General features: G+C 36.6%; 12 protein-coding genes. 6 read left to right on the forward strand and 6 right to left on the reverse strand.

All coding sequences use genetic code 11. From position 1 onward, the window contains the following. The first annotated feature begins 6 nt into the window (after positions 1–6). Both KO502_RS06830 and dcm read left to right on the forward strand, forming a co-directional pair. Positions 7–981 (forward strand): transposase, encoded by a 975-nt coding sequence (locus KO502_RS06830; RefSeq protein ID WP_216021946.1) that lies wholly within the window; start codon positions 7–9, stop codon positions 979–981. Positions 982–1,265: 284 nt separating this feature from the next. Next, entirely contained in the window at positions 1,266–1,949 is a 684-nt protein-coding gene (gene dcm / locus KO502_RS06835; RefSeq protein WP_252730584.1) for a DNA (cytosine-5-)-methyltransferase, read from the forward strand. A 426-nt stretch (positions 1,950–2,375) separates the two neighbouring features. Here the strand turns inward: dcm and KO502_RS06840 are convergent, their stop codons facing one another. Then, entirely contained in the window at positions 2,376–3,578 is a 1,203-nt protein-coding gene (locus tag KO502_RS06840; RefSeq protein ID WP_216021829.1) for a sugar efflux transporter, read from the reverse strand. Between the two features lie 14 nt (positions 3,579–3,592). Further along, a complete protein-coding gene (locus tag KO502_RS06845) occupies positions 3,593–4,564 on the reverse strand; it encodes a glucokinase (RefSeq protein ID WP_216021830.1) in 972 nt (323 codons plus the stop codon). 413 nt (positions 4,565–4,977) lie between these two features. Here KO502_RS06845 and KO502_RS06850 point away from each other — a divergent pair, with 413 nt between their 5' ends. The 4 genes from KO502_RS06850 (at position 4,978) to KO502_RS06865 (ending at position 12,486) form a co-directional block, all read left to right on the forward strand. Continuing rightward, complete coding sequence (locus KO502_RS06850) at positions 4,978–6,021, forward strand: L-dopachrome tautomerase-related protein (protein WP_216021831.1); 1,044 nt, start codon at positions 4,978–4,980, stop codon at positions 6,019–6,021. 194 nt (positions 6,022–6,215) lie between these two features. After that, positions 6,216–8,072, forward strand: coding sequence for a hypothetical protein (locus tag KO502_RS06855; RefSeq protein ID WP_216021832.1), 1,857 nt, complete (start codon positions 6,216–6,218; stop codon positions 8,070–8,072). Between the two features lie 235 nt (positions 8,073–8,307). Beyond that, positions 8,308–10,233, forward strand: coding sequence for an arylsulfatase (locus KO502_RS06860; protein WP_216021833.1), 1,926 nt, complete (start codon positions 8,308–8,310; stop codon positions 10,231–10,233). 927 nt (positions 10,234–11,160) lie between these two features. After that, a complete protein-coding gene (locus tag KO502_RS06865; RefSeq protein ID WP_216021834.1) occupies positions 11,161–12,486 on the forward strand; it encodes a cellulase family glycosylhydrolase in 1,326 nt (441 codons plus the stop codon). A gap of 312 nt (positions 12,487–12,798) precedes the next feature. On the opposite strand, the gene KO502_RS06870 is transcribed toward KO502_RS06865, so the two are convergent. From KO502_RS06870 to KO502_RS06885, 4 genes are all read right to left on the reverse strand, one after another. After that, entirely contained in the window at positions 12,799–13,797 is a 999-nt protein-coding gene (locus KO502_RS06870; protein WP_216021835.1) for a transposase, read from the reverse strand. Between the two features lie 765 nt (positions 13,798–14,562). Then, a complete protein-coding gene (locus KO502_RS06875) occupies positions 14,563–15,018 on the reverse strand; it encodes a hypothetical protein (RefSeq protein WP_216021836.1) in 456 nt (151 codons plus the stop codon). Beyond that, positions 15,018–19,523, reverse strand: a complete 4,506-nt coding sequence (locus tag KO502_RS06880; RefSeq protein WP_216021837.1) for an RHS repeat-associated core domain-containing protein — start codon at positions 19,521–19,523, stop codon at positions 15,018–15,020. The genes KO502_RS06875 and KO502_RS06880 overlap by 1 nt, the downstream gene beginning before the upstream one ends. Continuing rightward, positions 19,513–19,860, reverse strand: coding sequence for a hypothetical protein (locus KO502_RS06885; RefSeq protein ID WP_216021838.1), 348 nt, complete (start codon positions 19,858–19,860; stop codon positions 19,513–19,515). The genes KO502_RS06880 and KO502_RS06885 overlap by 11 nt, the downstream gene beginning before the upstream one ends. Between the last annotated feature and the right edge of the window lie 21 nt (positions 19,861–19,881).

The raw sequence follows: 19,881 nt of genomic DNA on the forward strand, positions 1-19,881 counted from the left end.
TCTCATATGGCTACCGCAAGAAAAAGACAAGTGAGTTTACAAGATACGCCCTATTATCACTGCATTTCACGCTGTGTTCGCAGGGCGTTTTTATGTGGTAAAGATAATTATACGGGCCAAAGCTATGAGCACCGTCGCGGCTGGTTAGAAGAAAAGCTGCAGGCTTTAACCGAAGTGTTTGCCATTAAAGTGTGCGCTTATGCCATAATGAGTAATCACTACCATACCGTATTATTTGTTAATGAAGCACAAGCCAAAGGTTGGTCAACGAAAGAAGTACTTGAGCGCTGGCATCAACTTTATAAAGGCACACTCCTTACTCAGCAATATTGCCGCGGTGAAAAACTTGAAAGTACGCTAGAAGACATTGTGCATGCAACTGCAGAAGTTTACCGTAAACGCCTAACTAAAATTAGTTGGTTTATCGGTAACTTAAACGAAAAAATAGCCCGCGAAGCAAACCGAGAAGATAACTGCACAGGTCGATTTTGGGAAGGGCGGTTTAAATCACAAGCCTTACTTGATGAAGCAGCCCTTGCAGCCTGTATGGCGTATGTTGATTTAAACCCAATACGCGCCAATATTGCCAAAACACCTGAAACCTCAGATTTCACTAGCGTTCAACAACGCATCAATGCCGCCAAAAAACAGCAACAGCCAAAACAGCTCACTCCTTTTGTAGGTAACCCCAGAAAAAATATTCCCAAAGGCTTACCTTTTGAACTGATTGATTACATTCAGCTAATAGAGTTAACTGGTAGATGCATACGCGAAGATAAAGCAGGGTATATAGAAGAAAGCTTACCTAACATATTAATCCGTTTAGCTATCTCGCCTGAAAACTGGCTAACGCTGACTAAAACGTTCACCAAACAATTTCATGGTGCAGTAGGGCATGAGGATGAATTAAGTGACTTTTATGAACATCAAGCGCTAAAACGACGATGTAATCTTAATCGGTGTAATCAATTACTCGCCTAAACTTCAAAGACTACGACCAACATCATTAAATCAGTAAGTACTGAGAAATTAATACGCCTGATAAATGAGAAACACTCATCATTGGCTATGGTTAACAGCTGAGAATTTACTTTGATTACTTGAAACTGACTTTTAGACAGGTTTACTCTCTTAAAGCACTATGTTCGATTTATATTTCATGAGGCATTATTAAGTAATATTTTAAGTGAGTGTCAGTTGTTACTGTTTTAGAAAATGTTAAGCAGTTAAAGGGTCACGATAAAGGAAATACTCTTAAGACAATTATGGGAATACTCAAAGGTGAGCACGAGTTTGAAGTGACTGATGATATACCTATCAGTGAAGAAGCAAGGCATGCTCTAAGTGAAAAATTAAACTACTGGGTTGATTTCAAAGTATTGAGAGCCGCAGACTTTGGTTCACCACAAAATAGAGAACGTGTATACATAGTTGGTTTTGATAAAGATTACTTTCAAAAAACTGACTTTGATAAAGAATTTACATGGCCTGTACCACCAAAAACGAAGACTAGACTCGGTGATATATTAGAAGATTTAAGCAACATCAGTTGCTCGGAAGATAAATTTACGATCTCTGAAAAATTATGGGCTGGTCACCAAAGACGTAAGCTTGAACATAAAAACAAAGGTAATGGTTTTGGTTACTCTTTATTTAATGCGGAAAGCGAATACACAAGTACATTAAGTGCAAGATATTACAAAGATGGTTCAGAGATTCTTATTGATCAATCTGAATTAGGTAAGCACCCAAGAAAACTTACCCCAAGAGAATGTGCAAGACTGCAAGGTTTCCCCAAGGAATTTATTGTTGATGCTGTATCTCAAGGGCAAATATATAAACAGTTCGGTAACTCCGTATGTGTAAATGTGATTGATGAAATTGCCAAGAGCATAGTTAATACAATGCTATTGGCTGAAGAAGCACTCATTAAATCAAAAGTTGCTTAGTTATTAAGTAAAATAACACCCAGTATATTTTTCATATTAAATAGGGACTATACTGGGACAGTAAGCTAGTTATGTAAGGTTATCTATACTTTATGATAATTACCTTTAAAGCCCAGTTCATCAGGGTTTGTTTGATAATGGCTATGTATTTCAACTTCCTATATTAGCCCTCCGGAGGCGAAGGTAGCAGGTTCGACTCCTGCATGGCGCGCCATTACTGGCTTTTACACGTTTTACATTATCAAATCCCGAACATTCCTCAACATATTTAGCTTATACTAAATGACCGTAATTTTTTGTTGTCACAATACTGATTTTTTAGCCTGTGGCAGATCTGTGTCAAATCAAAATAAACCCGTTGGTTGAAAGTTATTTCAAAGTTAAATAACAATCTGTAAATCATAATCAAACATGTGTTTGCTACACCTACTCCATGGCTTCACACTTTAATTTACTAACAGCTTTATGAGTCTTAATAGCTACATAAACCAATAGTAACGACGCAATCAAAGCAATGAGTGCATTGATTAAATATACATCACGATATCCTAATAATTGCGCAAAGATTGCAATTACTACTGCACCTATAATATTACCTATATTTGTAGTATTCCAAAAGAGGGCGGATGCTGCGCCTAATTTATTTGGCATTAAATCCTGGAACCAGGTCATACCTAAACCAGCGATAAAACCAATCATTAGGGCATTCCCCAATTGTAAAGGGAATAAGATCCAAACATCATCCGCAAACCAGAAACCAATATATAAAAATATTGGAGCAATCGCCCCAAGACAAATTAATGACGATAAAGGAAAGCGTGCTCCTAACCAACCAGCAAATATCATGATTGGTATTTCAATCGCAGCTGCAGTACCCATTAACCAACCAGACCACTTTGCATCTATCTCCAGGACTTCAGTAATATATAGTGGCAGAGCAATCAAATAGGTTTGATTACAAGCAAATATTAATGAAAATGATATAACAGCAATAGTAACAATCCTATTATTATTACCACTTTCAACAATAGGCGGGCGTATAACTTTATGTATTTGAGGTAATACCAACCAAGCCATAATACCACCTAAAAAATATAATGTAGATATAAGCAAATAGTGTTTATCAAAGCCTATTTCACCAATTGACATATAACCAATAGCCGGCCCTCCCACCCAAGCAAATGCAGAGAAAGCTCGTAATATAGAGTTAAACATGACAATGTCGGATCTTTTTAAAGTTTGCTCCGCAAAATCCCTGGCATAAGCAAATGTTTGTGCGATGCTGGAAAAAGCTAAACTAAAAAAGGTGATAGCTACGGCTAAAGAAACTAGATAACTTGTTGAGGTGGAGAATACATAACAAGCAATAGCTCCAGAAAACATGCCTAATAGAATTAAAGGCCTACGGTCATCTACTTTATCTGACCAGTAACCTAACAATTGAGAAAATAAGATACCGGTAGTCGCGGTTAATATAAAAAAGATGCCAATCCAAAAAGCGTTTTCATTAAACTGCTCTGCCACATAATAACTTAAGGTAGGCAGGACTAAAGCAAACAACAAAGCCTGTATACTCGCATTAAAATAAATAATGCAAGCAGGTAGCGTAAATAGACTAGATTTTGACATTGAATTTTTCTTTATCATTGTAATAAAAATGCCGCAGCACCTAACAAACCAGGCTGTTGCTCTGTGATTATAAAAGTAGGTGTGTTTTTAGTTATATTAGATAATCGACCTTTAGACTCAAAACGACTTCTAAAATCACTGTTTTTTAGGTATTCAACAAAGCGTGGCACAATACCACCCGCTATATAAACACCACTTTTGGTATTCATTGTTAATGCAAGATTACCTGCAAAGCTTCCTAGTATTTTACAGAATTGTGAAAGTGCTTTTTGGCATAACAAACAATCTTCCCGTAAAGCTTTACTACTAATATCTTCTGCTGTGAGTTTTCTGTCAGTTTGATTGTTGATACTGCAGATAGCCGTATATATTTGTTCTAAACCATAACCTGAGAGTAACTGCTCATAAGAAACTCGTGTTTTGCTTTTTTGTAAATGCTGTAATATTTTTATATCAAGTTCATCAACAGCGGAGAAGTCTGTATGTCCTCCTTCACCACTAAAACAATGCCACTTATTATTTACCGGTACTAAGTGCGCCACACCTAAACCAGTACCTGGGCCACAAACGGCTATAGGATGGTTTGATATTACACCACCACCACCTACTTTTATTTTTTGAGTGTCATCAAGATACGGGATAGCCATTGCAATCGCGGTATAATCATTAATGAAAGTTAAGCTATGTAGATTTAATTCAGTCTTTAACAATTTTTGTGAAAACTGCCAAGGTAAGTTAGTCATAGAGATTAAATCATTGTCAACAGGGCAAGCAATCGCTAAACAAGCATTAATTACACTATCATTTAGTTTCTTTAAATCAATATACAGTGCAATAACCTCTTTAAGGCTAGTAAATTCGCTACATTTATACGTTTCTACCTCTGTTAACTGTAAAGTGTTTTCTTTGTGGGCAAGCGCCAATCTAATATTTGTTCCGCCAATATCAGCGATTAAAGTTACAGTTTGTTTTAGTTCTGTGTTCATATACCACTCATCATTTATATTTAATATTCCCATAATACACTATGAACCGGTTTAGGTTAATAGATATAACACTGCGAATTAATTTATGATAACTTATTGAGTTAGTGAAAATAGCAAACAAAAAAATAAGCCATACAAACAATGAACTACATTGCACACAAGTTTTACCATAGGTTAAACCATACACATTTGTATACATTTAATACAAAATATTTATTGACAAATAATATATACACCAGTATTTTTTCAAATAAAAATGAACCGGTTTACATTTGTCACCTAAAAAAATAGGCAATAATTATAGCTATAGCTGCTGCTATTAATCCCCTAGATATAGCCCCTTATTTTTAAAAATAAGATTAATAATTGAGACTTATCACTCATAAAGTCATTCTTTTAATTGGGAGTAACCCATGACAATCAGAAATATATATTTTCTAATAGCTTTGTCTCTTTTTTATTCTAGCTTTTCCCACAGTAATCAGCCCATTAAGGTTGGAGAAGTGAAAGGAACACAGATTACAGGTGTAACAGTGTCGGACGCAGGCTCAGTGTTTGTAAATGCACCAAATTGGCGAGATGGCGTTCAATTCGCAGTGGCAAAGTTGATTAATAATAAATTTGTACCTTTTCCCAATAATAAGATAAATAGCTGTGTTGCAGAAAGTGACGTAAAAGATAATTGCTTTTTGGCTGTACAATCAGTGGTAGCTCACGGTGACAGACTCTATATTCTTGATACGCGTAATCCTCAATTCAAAGGGGTCGTAGATGCGCCAAGGATATTTGTTGTAGATTTACATAAAAGTAAAGTTGAGAATGTATTAAAGCTTAGTAATGATGCTTATCATCAAGATTCATATATTAACGACTTAAGAGTAGACAACAAAACAAATAGAATTTACATGACGGATTCTAACCATGCTGGCATCGTTGTGTACAACCTTAATGATGGCACAAGCTACAGAGTTTTGGATAATCATGTATTTACGAAATCAGAAGTTAACAAACTCGATATTAAAGGAGTTCCCTTCATTGCCAGTGTTCACTCTGATGGCATTGCATTAGATCGCACAAATGACACTTTGTACTTTCATGCGCTAACAGGTTACAGCCTCTACGCAATAAATACATCTGCTATTGTGCCAGGCTTAGATTCTGAAATAGAAAAAAATGTTCGGTTAGTTGCTAAGACAGGAGCTCCTGATGGCATGCTTTATCATAATGGAGTTATTTATCTTGCTGATCTTGAGAGAAATTTAATTCAATATTTAACACCAAGTTTAGATTTAAGAACATTAGTGAGTGGCGATAAAGTATCTTGGGCTGACACATTTAGTGTCTATAAAGGTAATTTGTATTATACAAATAGTAAAATTCATTTAGCCGGTGAAAAAGTCGACGATATGACTTTTGAAGTATTTAAAGTCCCCCTTCCCAACGGTATTACTTATTAATCATAAACTTATAAAAAATAAAATTTGTGAAGAGCACATAATAAGTCAATGTAACGACAAAAATGTCGCTTAATTCACACAAGAAAATAAGGCTTTCCATTTGATGGAAGCCCTAAACCCTCTCATTTTGGAACTATTTAATATATAACTGACCATCCAAAATGGATAATTTATTTACACTTAATGGAAACACTATGCGATATATTCTTACTCGGCTACTAAGCTGTATTTTTTTACTCATATCAATGCATTCGTATGCAGAGTTTAAAAACTTTATTCATCTGGAAAATAACATGTTAAAAGATGGCGATAAAGAATTTCGTTTCATCAGCTTTAACGTACCCACTCTAAATTATGTTGAAGATGAAATGAAGTTTGAACGTAAAAACCCTTACGGTTTGCCGTCAGAGTTTGAACTACATGATGTCTATAAAACCATTAAAGAAATGGGTGGTCAAGTTGTTCGTAGCTATACTATTCCGGTTAGAAATACCAATTTCCCTTCAGAATCAATAACGTTTGTTGAAGCACCCGGTAAGTTTAACGAAGAAGCATTTAAAGTCATGGATTTAGCCATTGCTTTGGCCGCCGAATATGACATTCGTCTTATTGTGCCATTATTGAATAACTGGCAATGGATGGGTGGTAGACCAAACTATGCTGCATTTAGAGATAAAACATCCGAAGAATTTTGGACAGACCGCCAGTTAATTGAAGACTTTAAAAAAACAGTGCATTACGTCTTGAATCGACGTAATACCGTCACTGGTATTTTATACAAAAATGACCCAACAATTATGGCTTGGGAAACAGGTAATGAACTTGAAAACCCACCAGAATGGGGTATTGAAATTGCTCGCTACATAAAAAGCATTGACTCAAAACATCTATTAATTGATGGTTTTCATTCAGTACATGTACTTGAACATTCAACAGGAAAACTTTTTCAACGTTGGCCACAACAATACTCAATTGATGAGCCTGCCATTGATTTAATTAATGCTCATTTTTATGAATATGATCCACAAGATATGTTAAACGACATGAAAAAAACGGTCGAATTGGTTGGAGGTAAAAAGCCTTTATTTTTTGGTGAGTTTGGCTTTATTTCTACGCCCGCAATGGAACGTATAGTCGATTACATTATTCAAGAAAAAGCCATTGTGGGTGGACTAATTTGGAGTTTACGTCGTCATCACCCTGAAGGCGGATTTTATCAACATTCAGAGCCAATCATTGGTTATGATTATTATCGTGCTTATCATTGGCCAGGTTTTAATGAAGGTGAGATCAATGATGAACGTAACTTAATGTCAATGCTTCGTCGCAAGGCATTTGAGATCCAAAATAAACCTGTACCCCCAATCTCATTACCAGAAGCGCCCAACCTTCTGCCATTTAGCGACGCTCCTGTATTTAGTTGGCAAGGTTCTATGGGTGCGTCAGGTTATAACATTGAACGTGCAACAAATATAAACGGTCCTTGGGCGTTAATAGAGTACAATATTGATGATTTAGACACACCAGGTTTCCCACTATATAGTGACGAAAGCGCTGAGCTAGATCAGTCATATTACTATCGAATTATAGCCCTTAACTCTCAAGGTAAATCGGCCCCTTCTAAGCCCTTTGGCCCAATAAAAGTGAACTATTTAACCAAAACAGATCGTGCGGTAAATTTATCAATACGTGATGATTCTAGAAATGTAGAAGTTAAATCAAGTGATTGGCGTTCTTTCAAAGAAGCATTTTCACGTTTACATGGTAAAAAAGGTGCTTGGATACGTTATCACGTACCAGGAAAGCTAAAAGAAATGCGAGTCTACGCTTATGAAAAAAGCACTCAACCTTTATTATCCTTTGATGTATCAAAAGATAATACTAATTACCAACCAATAAAAGTAAAAACCGAAGCCTTTACTTCAAGTGAAAATAATTATGATTATTTAGTGCCACGCTTATATACGATAAAAACCAACAATGGTAGTCATATTAGAGCAAATTTTAACGGAACATCAGATATAGTTCGTGTTGAAATAGACTATTACTAATTAAGTATTCAGCCTAAGGATTGCCCTTGTGCTGAATATCGTAGATGCAAGATTATTTTATAGAAACGATTGGGAATGCTAGTGTATAGCAAATTAAAAGATGTTCAAGATCCAATCATAAGGAAGTGCATTCAGAACACCTGAATTTGTCTAAATCTCAGTCGCAAGCGACTGAGATTTTTATTTGTCATTTCCTTCGAATACTTTTCACTTTAATTCTCAGGATATTAAATACATGAATTATATTTACCTTATCAGTTTTATTACATTAACTTTATTATTTAGCACAGAAAGTATAGCCTTTAATAAGACTCCGAAAATAATTAAAGATAACAATGAATCAATAAAGCCAAATATTGTACTTATTCAAGTTGATGATTTTGGATACGATGATATTGCTTTCCACGGAAATAAAATAATTCAGACCCCTAATTTAGACAAACTTGCGAATCAATCTGTTAGGTTTGAGAATTTTTATGTTTCTTCTTTATGTGCCCCCTCTAGAGCATCATTACTTACAGGTCGGCATTTTTTGAAAACGGGTGTTTCTGGCGTACATGGTGGACGAGATTATATTAATTTATCAGAAACATTAATTTCTAATGTGTTACAAAATGATGGTTATGCTACCGGTATGTGGGGAAAATGGCATAGTGGTAAAACAGCTGGCTATATGCCTTGGGATCGAGGATTTGATGAAGCTTACTATGCTAGTTTATATAATTATTTTGATAATACAGGTTTAATGAATAATAAAGAAATTAAAACAGTAGGATCAGCAACTAGTGTTATTACTGATTTTGCAATTAATTTTATCAAAAAAAATCAAGATGAACCTTTTTTTGCATATATACCTTATATGGCCCCACATAACCCTTGGCGCGCCCCTGTAAATTATATAGAAAAATACAAAAAGCTAGGCCTTTCAGAAGCAATGTCCTCATTATATGGCATGATAGATAATTTAGACCACAACATTGGTAGAGTCATTAATTTATTAGATAGATTGAAGTTACGAGATAATACTATTGTAATTTTTTTGAGTGATAATGGACCTTGGACTAAAAGTTACCGCTTTGGTCTAACTGATAAAGAATGGAAATTAAGAAACCCGAATAATAAAAGAGGTAGAAAGGGGGAAAATTGGCAAAACGGAATACATTCTCCTTTATTTATAAGCTGGCCCTCACATTACGAACCTAGCAGCAATACAGAACTAACCAAAATAGAAGATTTATTTCCAACTTTGATGGAGTGGGCCGGTATTAAAGCTAGTTATAACTTATCACTTGATGGCTTGTCCTTAATTCCTGCGATAAAAGGAAAATCACTTGGAGATAGGTATATTGTTAGCTCATACGCTTCACCTATTGTAGCTAATCATTTATATAACAAGGTTGATCCAACTGGTTTTTATTACCCACTATCACTTAATTACCGTAAAAAAATTAAAAGTAATGAACAACGTTCCGCAGTACGTTTTTCAAAATACAAATTAGTAAAAAATGAACAGAAGCAAGGCACTTTAGAATTATTTGATATTGAAAATGATCCTTTTGAACTAAACGATGTTAGTGAGACATACCCTGATATTACTAAAAAGTTAAATCTATATCTTAATGATTGGTATAAGAATATATTTTCTTTACCTCATGCTTTACGAATGCCTGAGTTTCAAATTGGTATGAATGCGAATGAGGTTAGCCAAATTTATGCTTCTTCTCCAACTGAAATTAGCGAAAACTTAATTAACACTGATCATTACTTAGGCAATTGGACAAATGTATCTTCATGGGCGAAATATAAAGTCAAAGTACACCACCAAGGAAATTATCAAGTTCGATTAATAACTAAGATTAAATTTCCCGCAACAAGAACTTTTAGACTAACATGTAACGACAATTTTATAGAAAAACATCTAGATAAAAATTACATTAATGAGATGGGTACACTAATCCAAAATGAAAGTGCATATTGGGAAGATTTTGATAAACCAAGTACTTTTAAATCAGATATAAAAAACTTCATTCTTGGTAATATTACTTTGAATAGCGATTGTAATGAGCTTGTTTTAACTATGCCTGGCATTGATATCAATTCCGAAGTAGATGAGTTCGATCAAGTTATTGCGATACAACTAGTCAAGCTTAACTCGGTTTAGTAAGCTTTTGTTTGCAGCTATTATTTTAGTTCTACTGTTAAGTTTACTTGTAATAGACTAAGGTCTGTTGATCTTTATGAGCAGTTTATACGAAAGCGGTAATCTCGGACAGTTTACTTCGCCAAAAAACTTACGAGATTATCATACCTCGATTAGAGATGACTAATGAATTGTGATAGAAGCTATTTTGATTGAAAATAGAGTTTATAACAAGCTTGAACACAGACGACGATGAAAGGAGTTTTATCGCGACTAATCGTTGATTGCTATTGCTCATGGAAGGCTTAATTACTTTGAATTATGTAGCAGTATTGTCGCTTCCTGCCTTGGCCTAAAAAGGAGTTATGCAAGGCTCTTCAAATATTTACCGGCTGATAAGTCGGAGTTTATAGATAGCGGTATATTAAAGCACATCAGAATAGCACTAGCGCAGTTCCACAAAAGACAAACAACCGTAATACTTATATGCTTCTCTCTGCTAGCTGTAAAGTAAGTCATTCGTATGCGGACGCCAACCTAATATTTTTTCCACCAATATCAGTGATTAAGTTTACGGCCTGTTTTAATTCTGTGTTCATATACCACTCATCATTTATCTTTAATGTTGCCACAACAAACTATGAACCGGTTAATTCAATTACAATGTGACCTTCAATAATATATTTAATTGGTCATCGATAAAATTAATACAGCACTATCACCCATAAAAACAAAACATTTTAAAAGGGTACAGCGATAAACTTTAATTTATTTTTTAAACGTACCTACCCATATCTTCGTACATATTTCATACAATTTACTTGTTGACAAACCGAAACCATCTTAGTACTTTTACATACCACACTGAACCGGTTCAAACAGGTAAGTGTAAAAATAATAATTATAAACAAATATTAGGTTTAGCCTAGTAACCCGGAGAATATACAAATGATAAATAATATAAAAAAAACATCTGTATCAACAATTGCAGCAGCCCTTATACTAAGCACTTCAGCTAATGCTGGTTTTTATGTAAGCAGTGGTAATTTATACGAAGATAACGGTAATAAATTTGTTATGCGTGGCATTAATCATGCTCACACATGGTTTGCAAACAAATTGGATCAATCTTTACAAGATATAGCATCTACAGGCTCAAATACTGTAAGAGTAGTTTTATCCAATGGTCATAAATGGAATCAAACCTCAGCCAGTGATGTTGCAAATATCATTCAAAAAGCCAAAGATAATAAAATGATAGTTGTACTTGAAGTCCACGATACCACCGGTTATCAGGAAGATGGAACTGCAGCGTCCTTATCTTCTGCTGTCGATTACTGGTTAACTATTAAAAATACTTTAATTGGACAAGAAGATTATGTCATTGTAAATATTGGTAACGAGCCCTTTGGTAATGGATTCAACCATAATGATTGGATAAGTCACCACGAAACCGCGATCCAGCGTTTACGTACAGCAGGTTTAACGCATACACTAATGGTCGACGCTCCTAACTGGGGACAAGATTGGCAGCATGTCATGCGCGATAATGCCAATACAGTTTTTAATAGTGATCCTGATAAAAATATTATCTTTAGTGTGCATATGTATGAGGTATTTAATAGCAGACAAACAATCAGTGACTATATGACGAGCTTTTCTAATAAAGGCTTACCTCTTGTTATCGGTGAGTTTGCTGCAAGTCACAAAGAGTTTGATGTAGATGAAGAGTCTATTATGTCGCTAGCGGTCAATAATGATGTTGGTTATTTGGGGTGGTCATGGGACGGTAATGACTCAAGCTACGGCAGCATAGACATAGTTAATAACTGGAACACAAACTCACTAACCGCTTGGGGTGATATTCTAATTAATAGTGCAAATGGGATTAAAGCCACATCGCAAATAGCAACTATTTATACTGGCGAATCCAACAGTAATAATGGCAATAGCACAGACGATATTATAGCTTGTACAAATGCTAGCTCAGATCCCGATGGCGATGGTTGGGGCTGGGAAAACAATCAAAGCTGCAAAATGGAGGACTCGGTAGAAATACCTGACGATTCAATTACTGATGATATTATAGCCTGTACAAGTGCTAGCTCAGATCCTGATGGCGATGGTTGGGGCTGGGAAAATAACCAAAGCTGTAAAGTGGAAGCCTCAAGCTTAACTTATATCAACGGCTTCCCAGTCTGTTCTTTTGACTCAGACTCTGATGGCGACGGGTGGGGTTGGGAGAATAGTAAAAGCTGTATAATTCAATACTGATTACCTGAATCACTATTTTGGCAGGCTCTGTTAATTACAATGACTTATACAATTACATTAGCGTCAAATAAGATGTAAATACCTTCACAATAAAAACCAAGGTAATCATACCTTGGTTTTTATTTATAATTACACCTTTGCATCATCAATAAACCCCACAGGTAGGCCATTTACCCTTTCAGAACTATAGTGAGCTACAATAAAACCAGACAATTTATCTATAATATGATCAGGCACATCATTATCAACAAGAATAAACTGACACGTTCTGTTTTTTTCCTCATACTTTGAAGCCACTTTAAGTTGAAAGGTTTAATGAAAAATAGACGTTTGCTGTCGGTGGCCGCCTACCCAGTGCTTACCTGTATGAGCTGCAAAAGCATTGAGCTCTTCTAAAGACCCTACCGCTTGATGGTATTTTTTACCAAACCCCTCTGCAAGCGCTAACCAATCATCACTGTTTATACCTAGTTGAGTAAGCAACGCCGTTGCACTGTCATCAATACTGCCGCGTTTATCAGCTCTAATGACCTTACCTGTTTCTGCTACCAAGGTTAAATAATCAAGTAGCGAGAAGGTGATGCCTTTAGGGGAGTTTTGATGCTCATTACTGATAAAACCTAATAAAGGTTTGGGGGTAAAGCTTAACTCGTGTTTGCTCTCAACGTCACTAGCTTTGTCGTGAATACGTTCAAAAATTGACGTGTATAGTGATGTTTGTACTGAGCTTGCCATTTTCGCTCGTACAGGGTTTAAATCAACATAAGCCATACAGGCAAGCACCGCTTTTTCATCAAGTAAGGCTTGTGATTTAAAACGGCCTTCCCAGAACCTGCCTTTACAGTCATCTTCAACATTAGCTTTACGGGCAATGTATTCATTTAAGTTACGCATAAGCCATGATAAATTACTTAAACGCTCACGCCATTTTTCAATAATGTTTAACGCTTCTGTTTTTTCCGCTTCGCAACTACTTCGCCTTTTTTGTAAACGCTCTACTAGTGGGTGAATATGGTACAGCTGCTGCCAACGCATACAAACTTCTTCACAACTCCAGCCTAGCGCTTCGTTTTCATCGACATATACAACTAGATGATAATGATTCGACATCACCGCATACGCGGCAACATCAATAGCAAAAACTGACGTTAAAAAGCGAATACGGTCAACCATCCATTGCCTGCGGTGTTCAAAGCTTTGTTTTGTGTGGTGGTCTTCCCCGCACAAATAAGCACGGCGAACGCAACGAGAAATTAAATGATAATAACGAGTATCTTGAAGGGAGACTTGTTTGCTGCGTGCTTGAGTCATGATAAACACCTCTTTTCTGCTGGTTATTTAACCATAGTAAAGAGATGTGATTTAATCCAAAATTTTTGGGTGTCCTCAATTTTGTCACTGGCAATCTGTTTTTCAACAAGGATTTTCCAATCATCAAGTGTTCGACGTGTCATAAGTTGCTCCTATATATAAATGAGAAGCAACTGTAGAGTTTAATATCGATTATTGAAATGTGCGGTTTAGCGGACGCTTACTGTCTATTTCTTGCCGTTGCCATAATAACCTCAAGTTATTTGCTTGTTAAGTAAGCCTAGTTGAGGTTGTTGTTTACTTCAAATGAGAGGGGTGTCTGCTATTTTTTTTCTTTTTATCTTATTTGCTGAACAAATAGCCCCAAATTTTGTAATAAGATTTGATGGGGATGGACAAGCAGAAGGTCAAACGAATACACCTATGCTTTGTGGTGGTTCATTGGTTTGCTATTAATCACCTTTCCGCATGTTTGCAAAAGATCTACTTGGCCCTTATTTCCGACAGCTATTGAACGTAAGTCGTTACATAAAACTATGTGGTATAGGCTCACTGGTCTTGCAGTTATTGGCATGCAAGCCTATCAGTTACTCCAACTTTCTCATTAATATGTCAACTTGCTAGATCTATTGCATTACAATTCTCACCTTCACTATCCGTCTTAATAAAAAATTCAAAGCCCCAAGAGCCTGATAAAACAAAGCCCCGTAAGTACGAGGCTTTGGATTGAAATAATTGCGAATTATCCCCTATTTATTTCAATAGTTATATTATTAAGTTTTCACAATAAAACATGTGGTTCTGTGTCTCTGGTTTATTGTTTACGATTAACAGCAGTTTTTTCTCAATTACAATAAACGTTTTTTCATTACCATTTTTTTTCTTAAAGTCATTACTAAGAGGCATCTCGAAACAATCACTATTAATTTCATTGAGAGAAATACCAGACTTTTCCAAAAAGTAAGAAGCTTCATAAACAAAGATTGATGATTCATTGACATCAAGTCCTTTCTGTTGAATCGTGTATGTATCACCTTCATAGCTGACAATGGCAAATTTATCAGACAATTTAAACACTTCATTTTCTAATGCTATTACATCACCATTAACAAACCGACTATACCCAAAGTAAACTTCATCTGTTTCATATATAGAAAGATAAATTAGCGGGACTAAAAAAATTAATATTAGCCCCAAAAATGCGAATTTTATTTTTTTCATTATTTATCAATCTCTTTTACTTCAGGAGCTTCTTTTATTGGCTCTGGTTCAGACGTAGCTGCACCTATAGCACTATTAATTACAGTTACCGCTGCATCAACTTTGCTGCTAGGTATAGGGCCACTAGCCGAGTTACCCGGAATATTAGAAGCAACAGTTTCAGCAGTTTCACCAGCCATTTGAACTAGTTCTTTAGTTGAACTTTCGGCTTTTGAGTTAAGAGAAAAGGCTTCTTTATAATTTCCAGCATCTACAGCCGCTTTAACATCTAAGTTTAACTGCTGTGTTTCTACAGCCTTACCTTGATAATCTGACATAGCAGAGCCTGCCTTATAAAGACCTACCCCTATAGCAATGTCTGCTGCGGCAGTTATTAGGCTTGGACCAAAAAAAGCCATAAACAGCAGTTTTCCATCAGGATCAGTATATTTATAAGGGTTGTTATTAACATACATATAGCGATTAAACGACATAACAGGGTTTTCAGCTATATAACCAACAGGATCATTACTCAAAAAACGCCCGATAACTGGATCATAGTATCGTGCCTGCATATAACTTAACTCTAAGTCAGTATCAAACTTATGGCCGGTATAACCCACATCGTCTTTTTCACCTTCAACACTGCCACCAAGCGGCTGATAATGCTGTTTACTCGCATTTTCAGGAATAACCCCGTCTTTGGCGATGAGTCTATCCCCTAAGAAGATATAATTAATCCCGCCTTTTGGTGTTTCACGATAAATTAAACGGCCACTTTGTGTATAAAAACTATAACTAATGCCTTTAGTGGCATGGGTTGATTGTACCCGGCGGTTTTCAGCGTCGTAAACATACTGACTTTGACCACTGTCTTTTAACTGATTTGCTAAGTTAAAGGTAAAGCTACGATGCCCATTATATTCCACATTACCGCGGCTATCATAATCAAACCTTGAATAAGACTTGGGCTTAGTGCCCGAGCTATCAACACTGGCTAAGCGGTTATTATCGTCGTAGTGATACGTTAAGTTTCGCTCTGTGGTGTTATAAGTTTCAATATTCCCTAAAGTATCGTAGGCAATGTAGCTACTTAATACACCACCTATAGTATTCGTTAACCGGTCTAAGCCATCATACTGTAAAGTATTAATACTAAAGCTGTCGTCAATATTATCAACTAACGATGTTACATTGTTATTAAAGTCGTACTCGTAGCTGTAACTTAAGGCTGTAGTCCCTGCTTTTGAATCAAGAATACTAGCAGGTAACTTACGGTTATTTAACTCCGTTTTATGTACTAAACCGTTACCATAAGTAAAACCGTCGATACTACCACTGGCATAATAATGAGCATTGGTCGCATAATTATAATCTGCTTGACCTGAAATTTTACGTGTTGCGCTTTTCGTTTGGCCAAAAGCATTAACACCGTAATCAATATAATCTCCATTGGGATAAGTCAATCCCTTAAGATGTCCCGCAGGGTTATAATGATAATCAAGCGTAAAGGTTTTATTATTAACTGTTAAGCTTTCTTTTTCTAACAAGTTAATCTTATTATATTCGTATTCACGTTTAGTGATATAAGAGGCGTTTTTAAAACCGGTATATAATTTTGTTAAACGCCCCTGATGATCGCTAACGCGTACAACATCTAAACTGTCATCTGGGTAATCAATTTTATATAACGTACCTAGATTGTCGTATTGAAAGTTAATGGTGTTGCTTTCATTGGCATTACTATCACAATTGGTCACACTGCCACCGCCTACACCAGAGGCTTGTGAAGTCATCTCACCTAATATGTTGTTGGTATATACCGTGGTACCCACATCGTTACGTGATACTTTACACAAGTGATGATTGGCGTCGTAAGCGCGGTATTCGGTTTGACTTAAGCCATTACCACCTTGGGTAATTGCCGTGACTTCACCAAAGGCATTAATAGTTTGCGTGGTTGTGACCTCCTCAGGCGAAGCGGTTACCAGCGCTTGACTATAAGCGGGGCTACCATACGCTAAATACGTTGTGGTGGTAATATTGTTTTCACCATCAGTGACTCGTATTTTATTACCCGATAAATAGCGATAATGCACGGTACCACCATTTGAGGTATAGGTACTGACAGTACGCCCTAAAGCATCATACTTAGTCGTGGTGCCCTCAGATTCAGCCGAGTTATACGTGTTATATGAGGCAAATGTTGGGTTATGCTCACTATCAAACTCAAAAAATTGTGAATTTGTTTGTATATTATCTGTTACTTCACTTGTTACAACGCGGTAACGTGCATCATAACTACTGATTGCAGAAAAATTGTCAGCACTATTACAGGTACCATAACCATTATATATACAGCGTATTGCCGTGCGTTGTTGATTACCATCGGCTTGCGTGTCCCACGTTATGTGGGTATCAAGCCAGTTATCAGGTAAGTTCATTACGGTCAATCGGCTAGCATCATCGTAGTGATAAGATACCGAATTACCATTAAAGTCAGTGATACCGGTAATATTGCCTAGCCCGTCGACGTATCGGTTCATCTCCCTTTTTGTGCCGCGATGTGACCACCTTACGGGTACTTCTACCTTTTGAGCAACCCCACGCTTATAATCACTATAAAGTTGATAACGCAACGTACCGGACTGTTGATATGCGGCCATACCATTCATTTCAACGAGCGGTATTGGTTGTTCTATTTTTTTTATTTTACCCGCAGCTAACGAGCTTGCTCCTGTAAAATATTCTGAATACTGGGTTACCCAAGTACCAAATCGTTTATACTGATAGGGCAAGTAGAGGTCGGTATATAATCCGCTATTATCATCGCTATGGTATACAACTTCATCAACCAATTCATAAATGCCTTGATCATTTTTTATGTGCTCTGTCAGCGGTAAGCCGATGACCTGATACCCTATACCATTATCAGTAATATTGCCCTCTTGAAGATAGCTGTATTTAGACGAACGTTTTTTATTGCTAAAACTGTTGTGCTCATATTTTTCCTCTAGTAAACCCAGTGCATCATACTTTATGTATTCGGTCGTGTATTCATCAGACGTAGTGCTACCTTCATAGTATAAACGCGTAACGTCTTTATTTAATAAAATACGATGCTGTATTTGACTGCCATTGATGGCGTTTTCCAGCGCTGAAGTCGTATTATATGCTGCAGGAATAAACCAGTGTGTTCCTACTTTCGGACCTTCTTCATAGTGCGACTCTTTACGCTCGAGGAGCATGCTGCCGTTAGCACTTAATGTATCTGTCACTACAACCATACCTTCAGAAATTGATTGGAATTCACGGTCAATATAGTAGCGTATATGACTCTCTGGCCCTTCTATAGTTACCGTACGAATATTTTCTGCATCATCTATACTGCTTGGTAATCCATGTGGCAAAGGTGGTGTAGGGTTACCTACATGTACGTCATTCAGATCTTCATCATCAAAGGTCCCCACATTAAGTGAATACTCATACGTCCATGTCTTCGTAGGTAATAGCGCACCGCTAATTTCTAGCGATTGTAAGCTAGAGCTACGCTGACAATTATTATTTCTCGCTGTTTTTAGCCAAACTTTTATGTAACCATTAGGCGATGGGTGCGACATTATTTGGGCGGTATATGATGGACTTGCAGATACATTGGAGCGACCATGATAAGTAGAGGCAAACGTGTATTTAATATCGGCTCCCGCGGGTGATTTAACTACCCCCTCCCAACTACCTTCTGGTTCAGGCACTGTAGTTGGGCAATTAACCTCCATTATAGGTAAAATGTTTCTATAATATACACCTGTAATATCAGGATCGTAGGCCAAACGATATAAGCTAGGTGAATACTCCCAAGTTAACTGGCTCGGCAATATTACCTCGCTCAGAAATTGCCCAGTATAACCTGTATCTTCGTTGTGATTATAAACCCATGTTTTTCCTTCTGCTGAGGCTGATGTAGCACGAGTTTTAGCTTGGCCGAAACGATTAGTATAGCCCTCGGATGTAATTTCAATAATGCGTTCATCTGATGAAATAATGCCTCTTAACTCACCATTTGTTGCATAATGATATTCAACATAATTACCAAAACGGTCTGTCACATTTGTGAGTAGTAATAATTTGGCATGAGTACGTGTTGGAGAGCTATTGTTCATCGCCCCCATCACTTGAGAGTCAACATCATAAGACTTTATTTGACCAAAAGTGTATATACTGCCATCTGGAGCTGCCACTTTCATACCTTGCTCACCATCACCTGCATCAATACATTCAATCACTTTAAAGTTAGACTTAGTTTGCAAAGAACCGAGGGAGGTTTTTAAAAACTTTTCTGATGTAACCCCTGGAATATTTAACAAAATACCTTGCCAATAAGAAGCAGGGGCTATTTCATATCCTTCTAGGTTAGAGGTATAGGCGTCAACAAAAATGGAGGGTGCATCGCTGCTACAGTTGTGACCGTTATGCCAACCGTCGGTGTCATCATAATTAGCCTTGACAAAGCCAGGTTTAATTTTCATATAATGAGCTTTGATATACGGAATATTCCATGACCAGCCTGCAGGCCCCCCCCACCTCAGCATCATCTTGCTGTAATATTCGCTCTAATTTAACAGGTAAATTAAAGTTACCAGGTAAATCAATATCAACAACTGAAAAGTTAACTGTGCCGGTAACAGGGCTGAAAGTTGACCCTGGCGTACCATGGGAATATAAGTTATTGTATTTTTCTACAATTTCAGGTTCAATAATTTCAAAAGGCGTAATAAAGCCTTCCATCGTAATACTATAAACGTTACAGCTAAAAACAATTAGCAGTACATTCACAAAAGCAGTGATATAACGATTGTTAGTCATGAAATGCATATTCCGTATTCT

This window comes from Colwellia sp. E2M01 (genome assembly GCF_018860585.1).
In the GTDB taxonomy this organism is placed as follows: domain Bacteria; phylum Pseudomonadota; class Gammaproteobacteria; order Enterobacterales; family Alteromonadaceae; genus Colwellia.

Bases quoted from the DNA above. Each gene is read 5' to 3' on its own strand.
- KO502_RS06855 (WP_216021832.1), top strand. From the start codon at position 6,216: ATGCGATATATTCTTACTCGGCTACTAAGCTGTATTTTTTTACTCATA.
- KO502_RS06860 (WP_216021833.1), top strand. From the start codon at position 8,308: ATGAATTATATTTACCTTATCAGTTTTATTACATTAACTTTATTATTT.
- KO502_RS06830 (WP_216021946.1), top strand. From the start codon at position 7: ATGGCTACCGCAAGAAAAAGACAAGTGAGTTTACAAGATACGCCCTAT.
- KO502_RS06845 (WP_216021830.1), bottom strand. From the start codon at position 4,564: ATGAACACAGAACTAAAACAAACTGTAACTTTAATCGCTGATATTGGC.
- KO502_RS06865 (WP_216021834.1), top strand. From the start codon at position 11,161: ATGATAAATAATATAAAAAAAACATCTGTATCAACAATTGCAGCAGCC.
- KO502_RS06885 (WP_216021838.1), bottom strand. From the start codon at position 19,860: ATGACTAACAATCGTTATATCACTGCTTTTGTGAATGTACTGCTAATT.
- KO502_RS06870 (WP_216021835.1), bottom strand. From the start codon at position 13,797: ATGACTCAAGCACGCAGCAAACAAGTCTCCCTTCAAGATACTCGTTAT.
- KO502_RS06840 (WP_216021829.1), bottom strand. From the start codon at position 3,578: ATGTCAAAATCTAGTCTATTTACGCTACCTGCTTGCATTATTTATTTT.
- KO502_RS06875 (WP_216021836.1), bottom strand. From the start codon at position 15,018: ATGAAAAAAATAAAATTCGCATTTTTGGGGCTAATATTAATTTTTTTA.
- dcm (WP_252730584.1), top strand. From the start codon at position 1,266: ATGGGAATACTCAAAGGTGAGCACGAGTTTGAAGTGACTGATGATATA.
- KO502_RS06850 (WP_216021831.1), top strand. From the start codon at position 4,978: ATGACAATCAGAAATATATATTTTCTAATAGCTTTGTCTCTTTTTTAT.
- KO502_RS06880 (WP_216021837.1), bottom strand. From the start codon at position 19,523: ATGAAAATTAAACCTGGCTTTGTCAAGGCTAATTATGATGACACCGAC.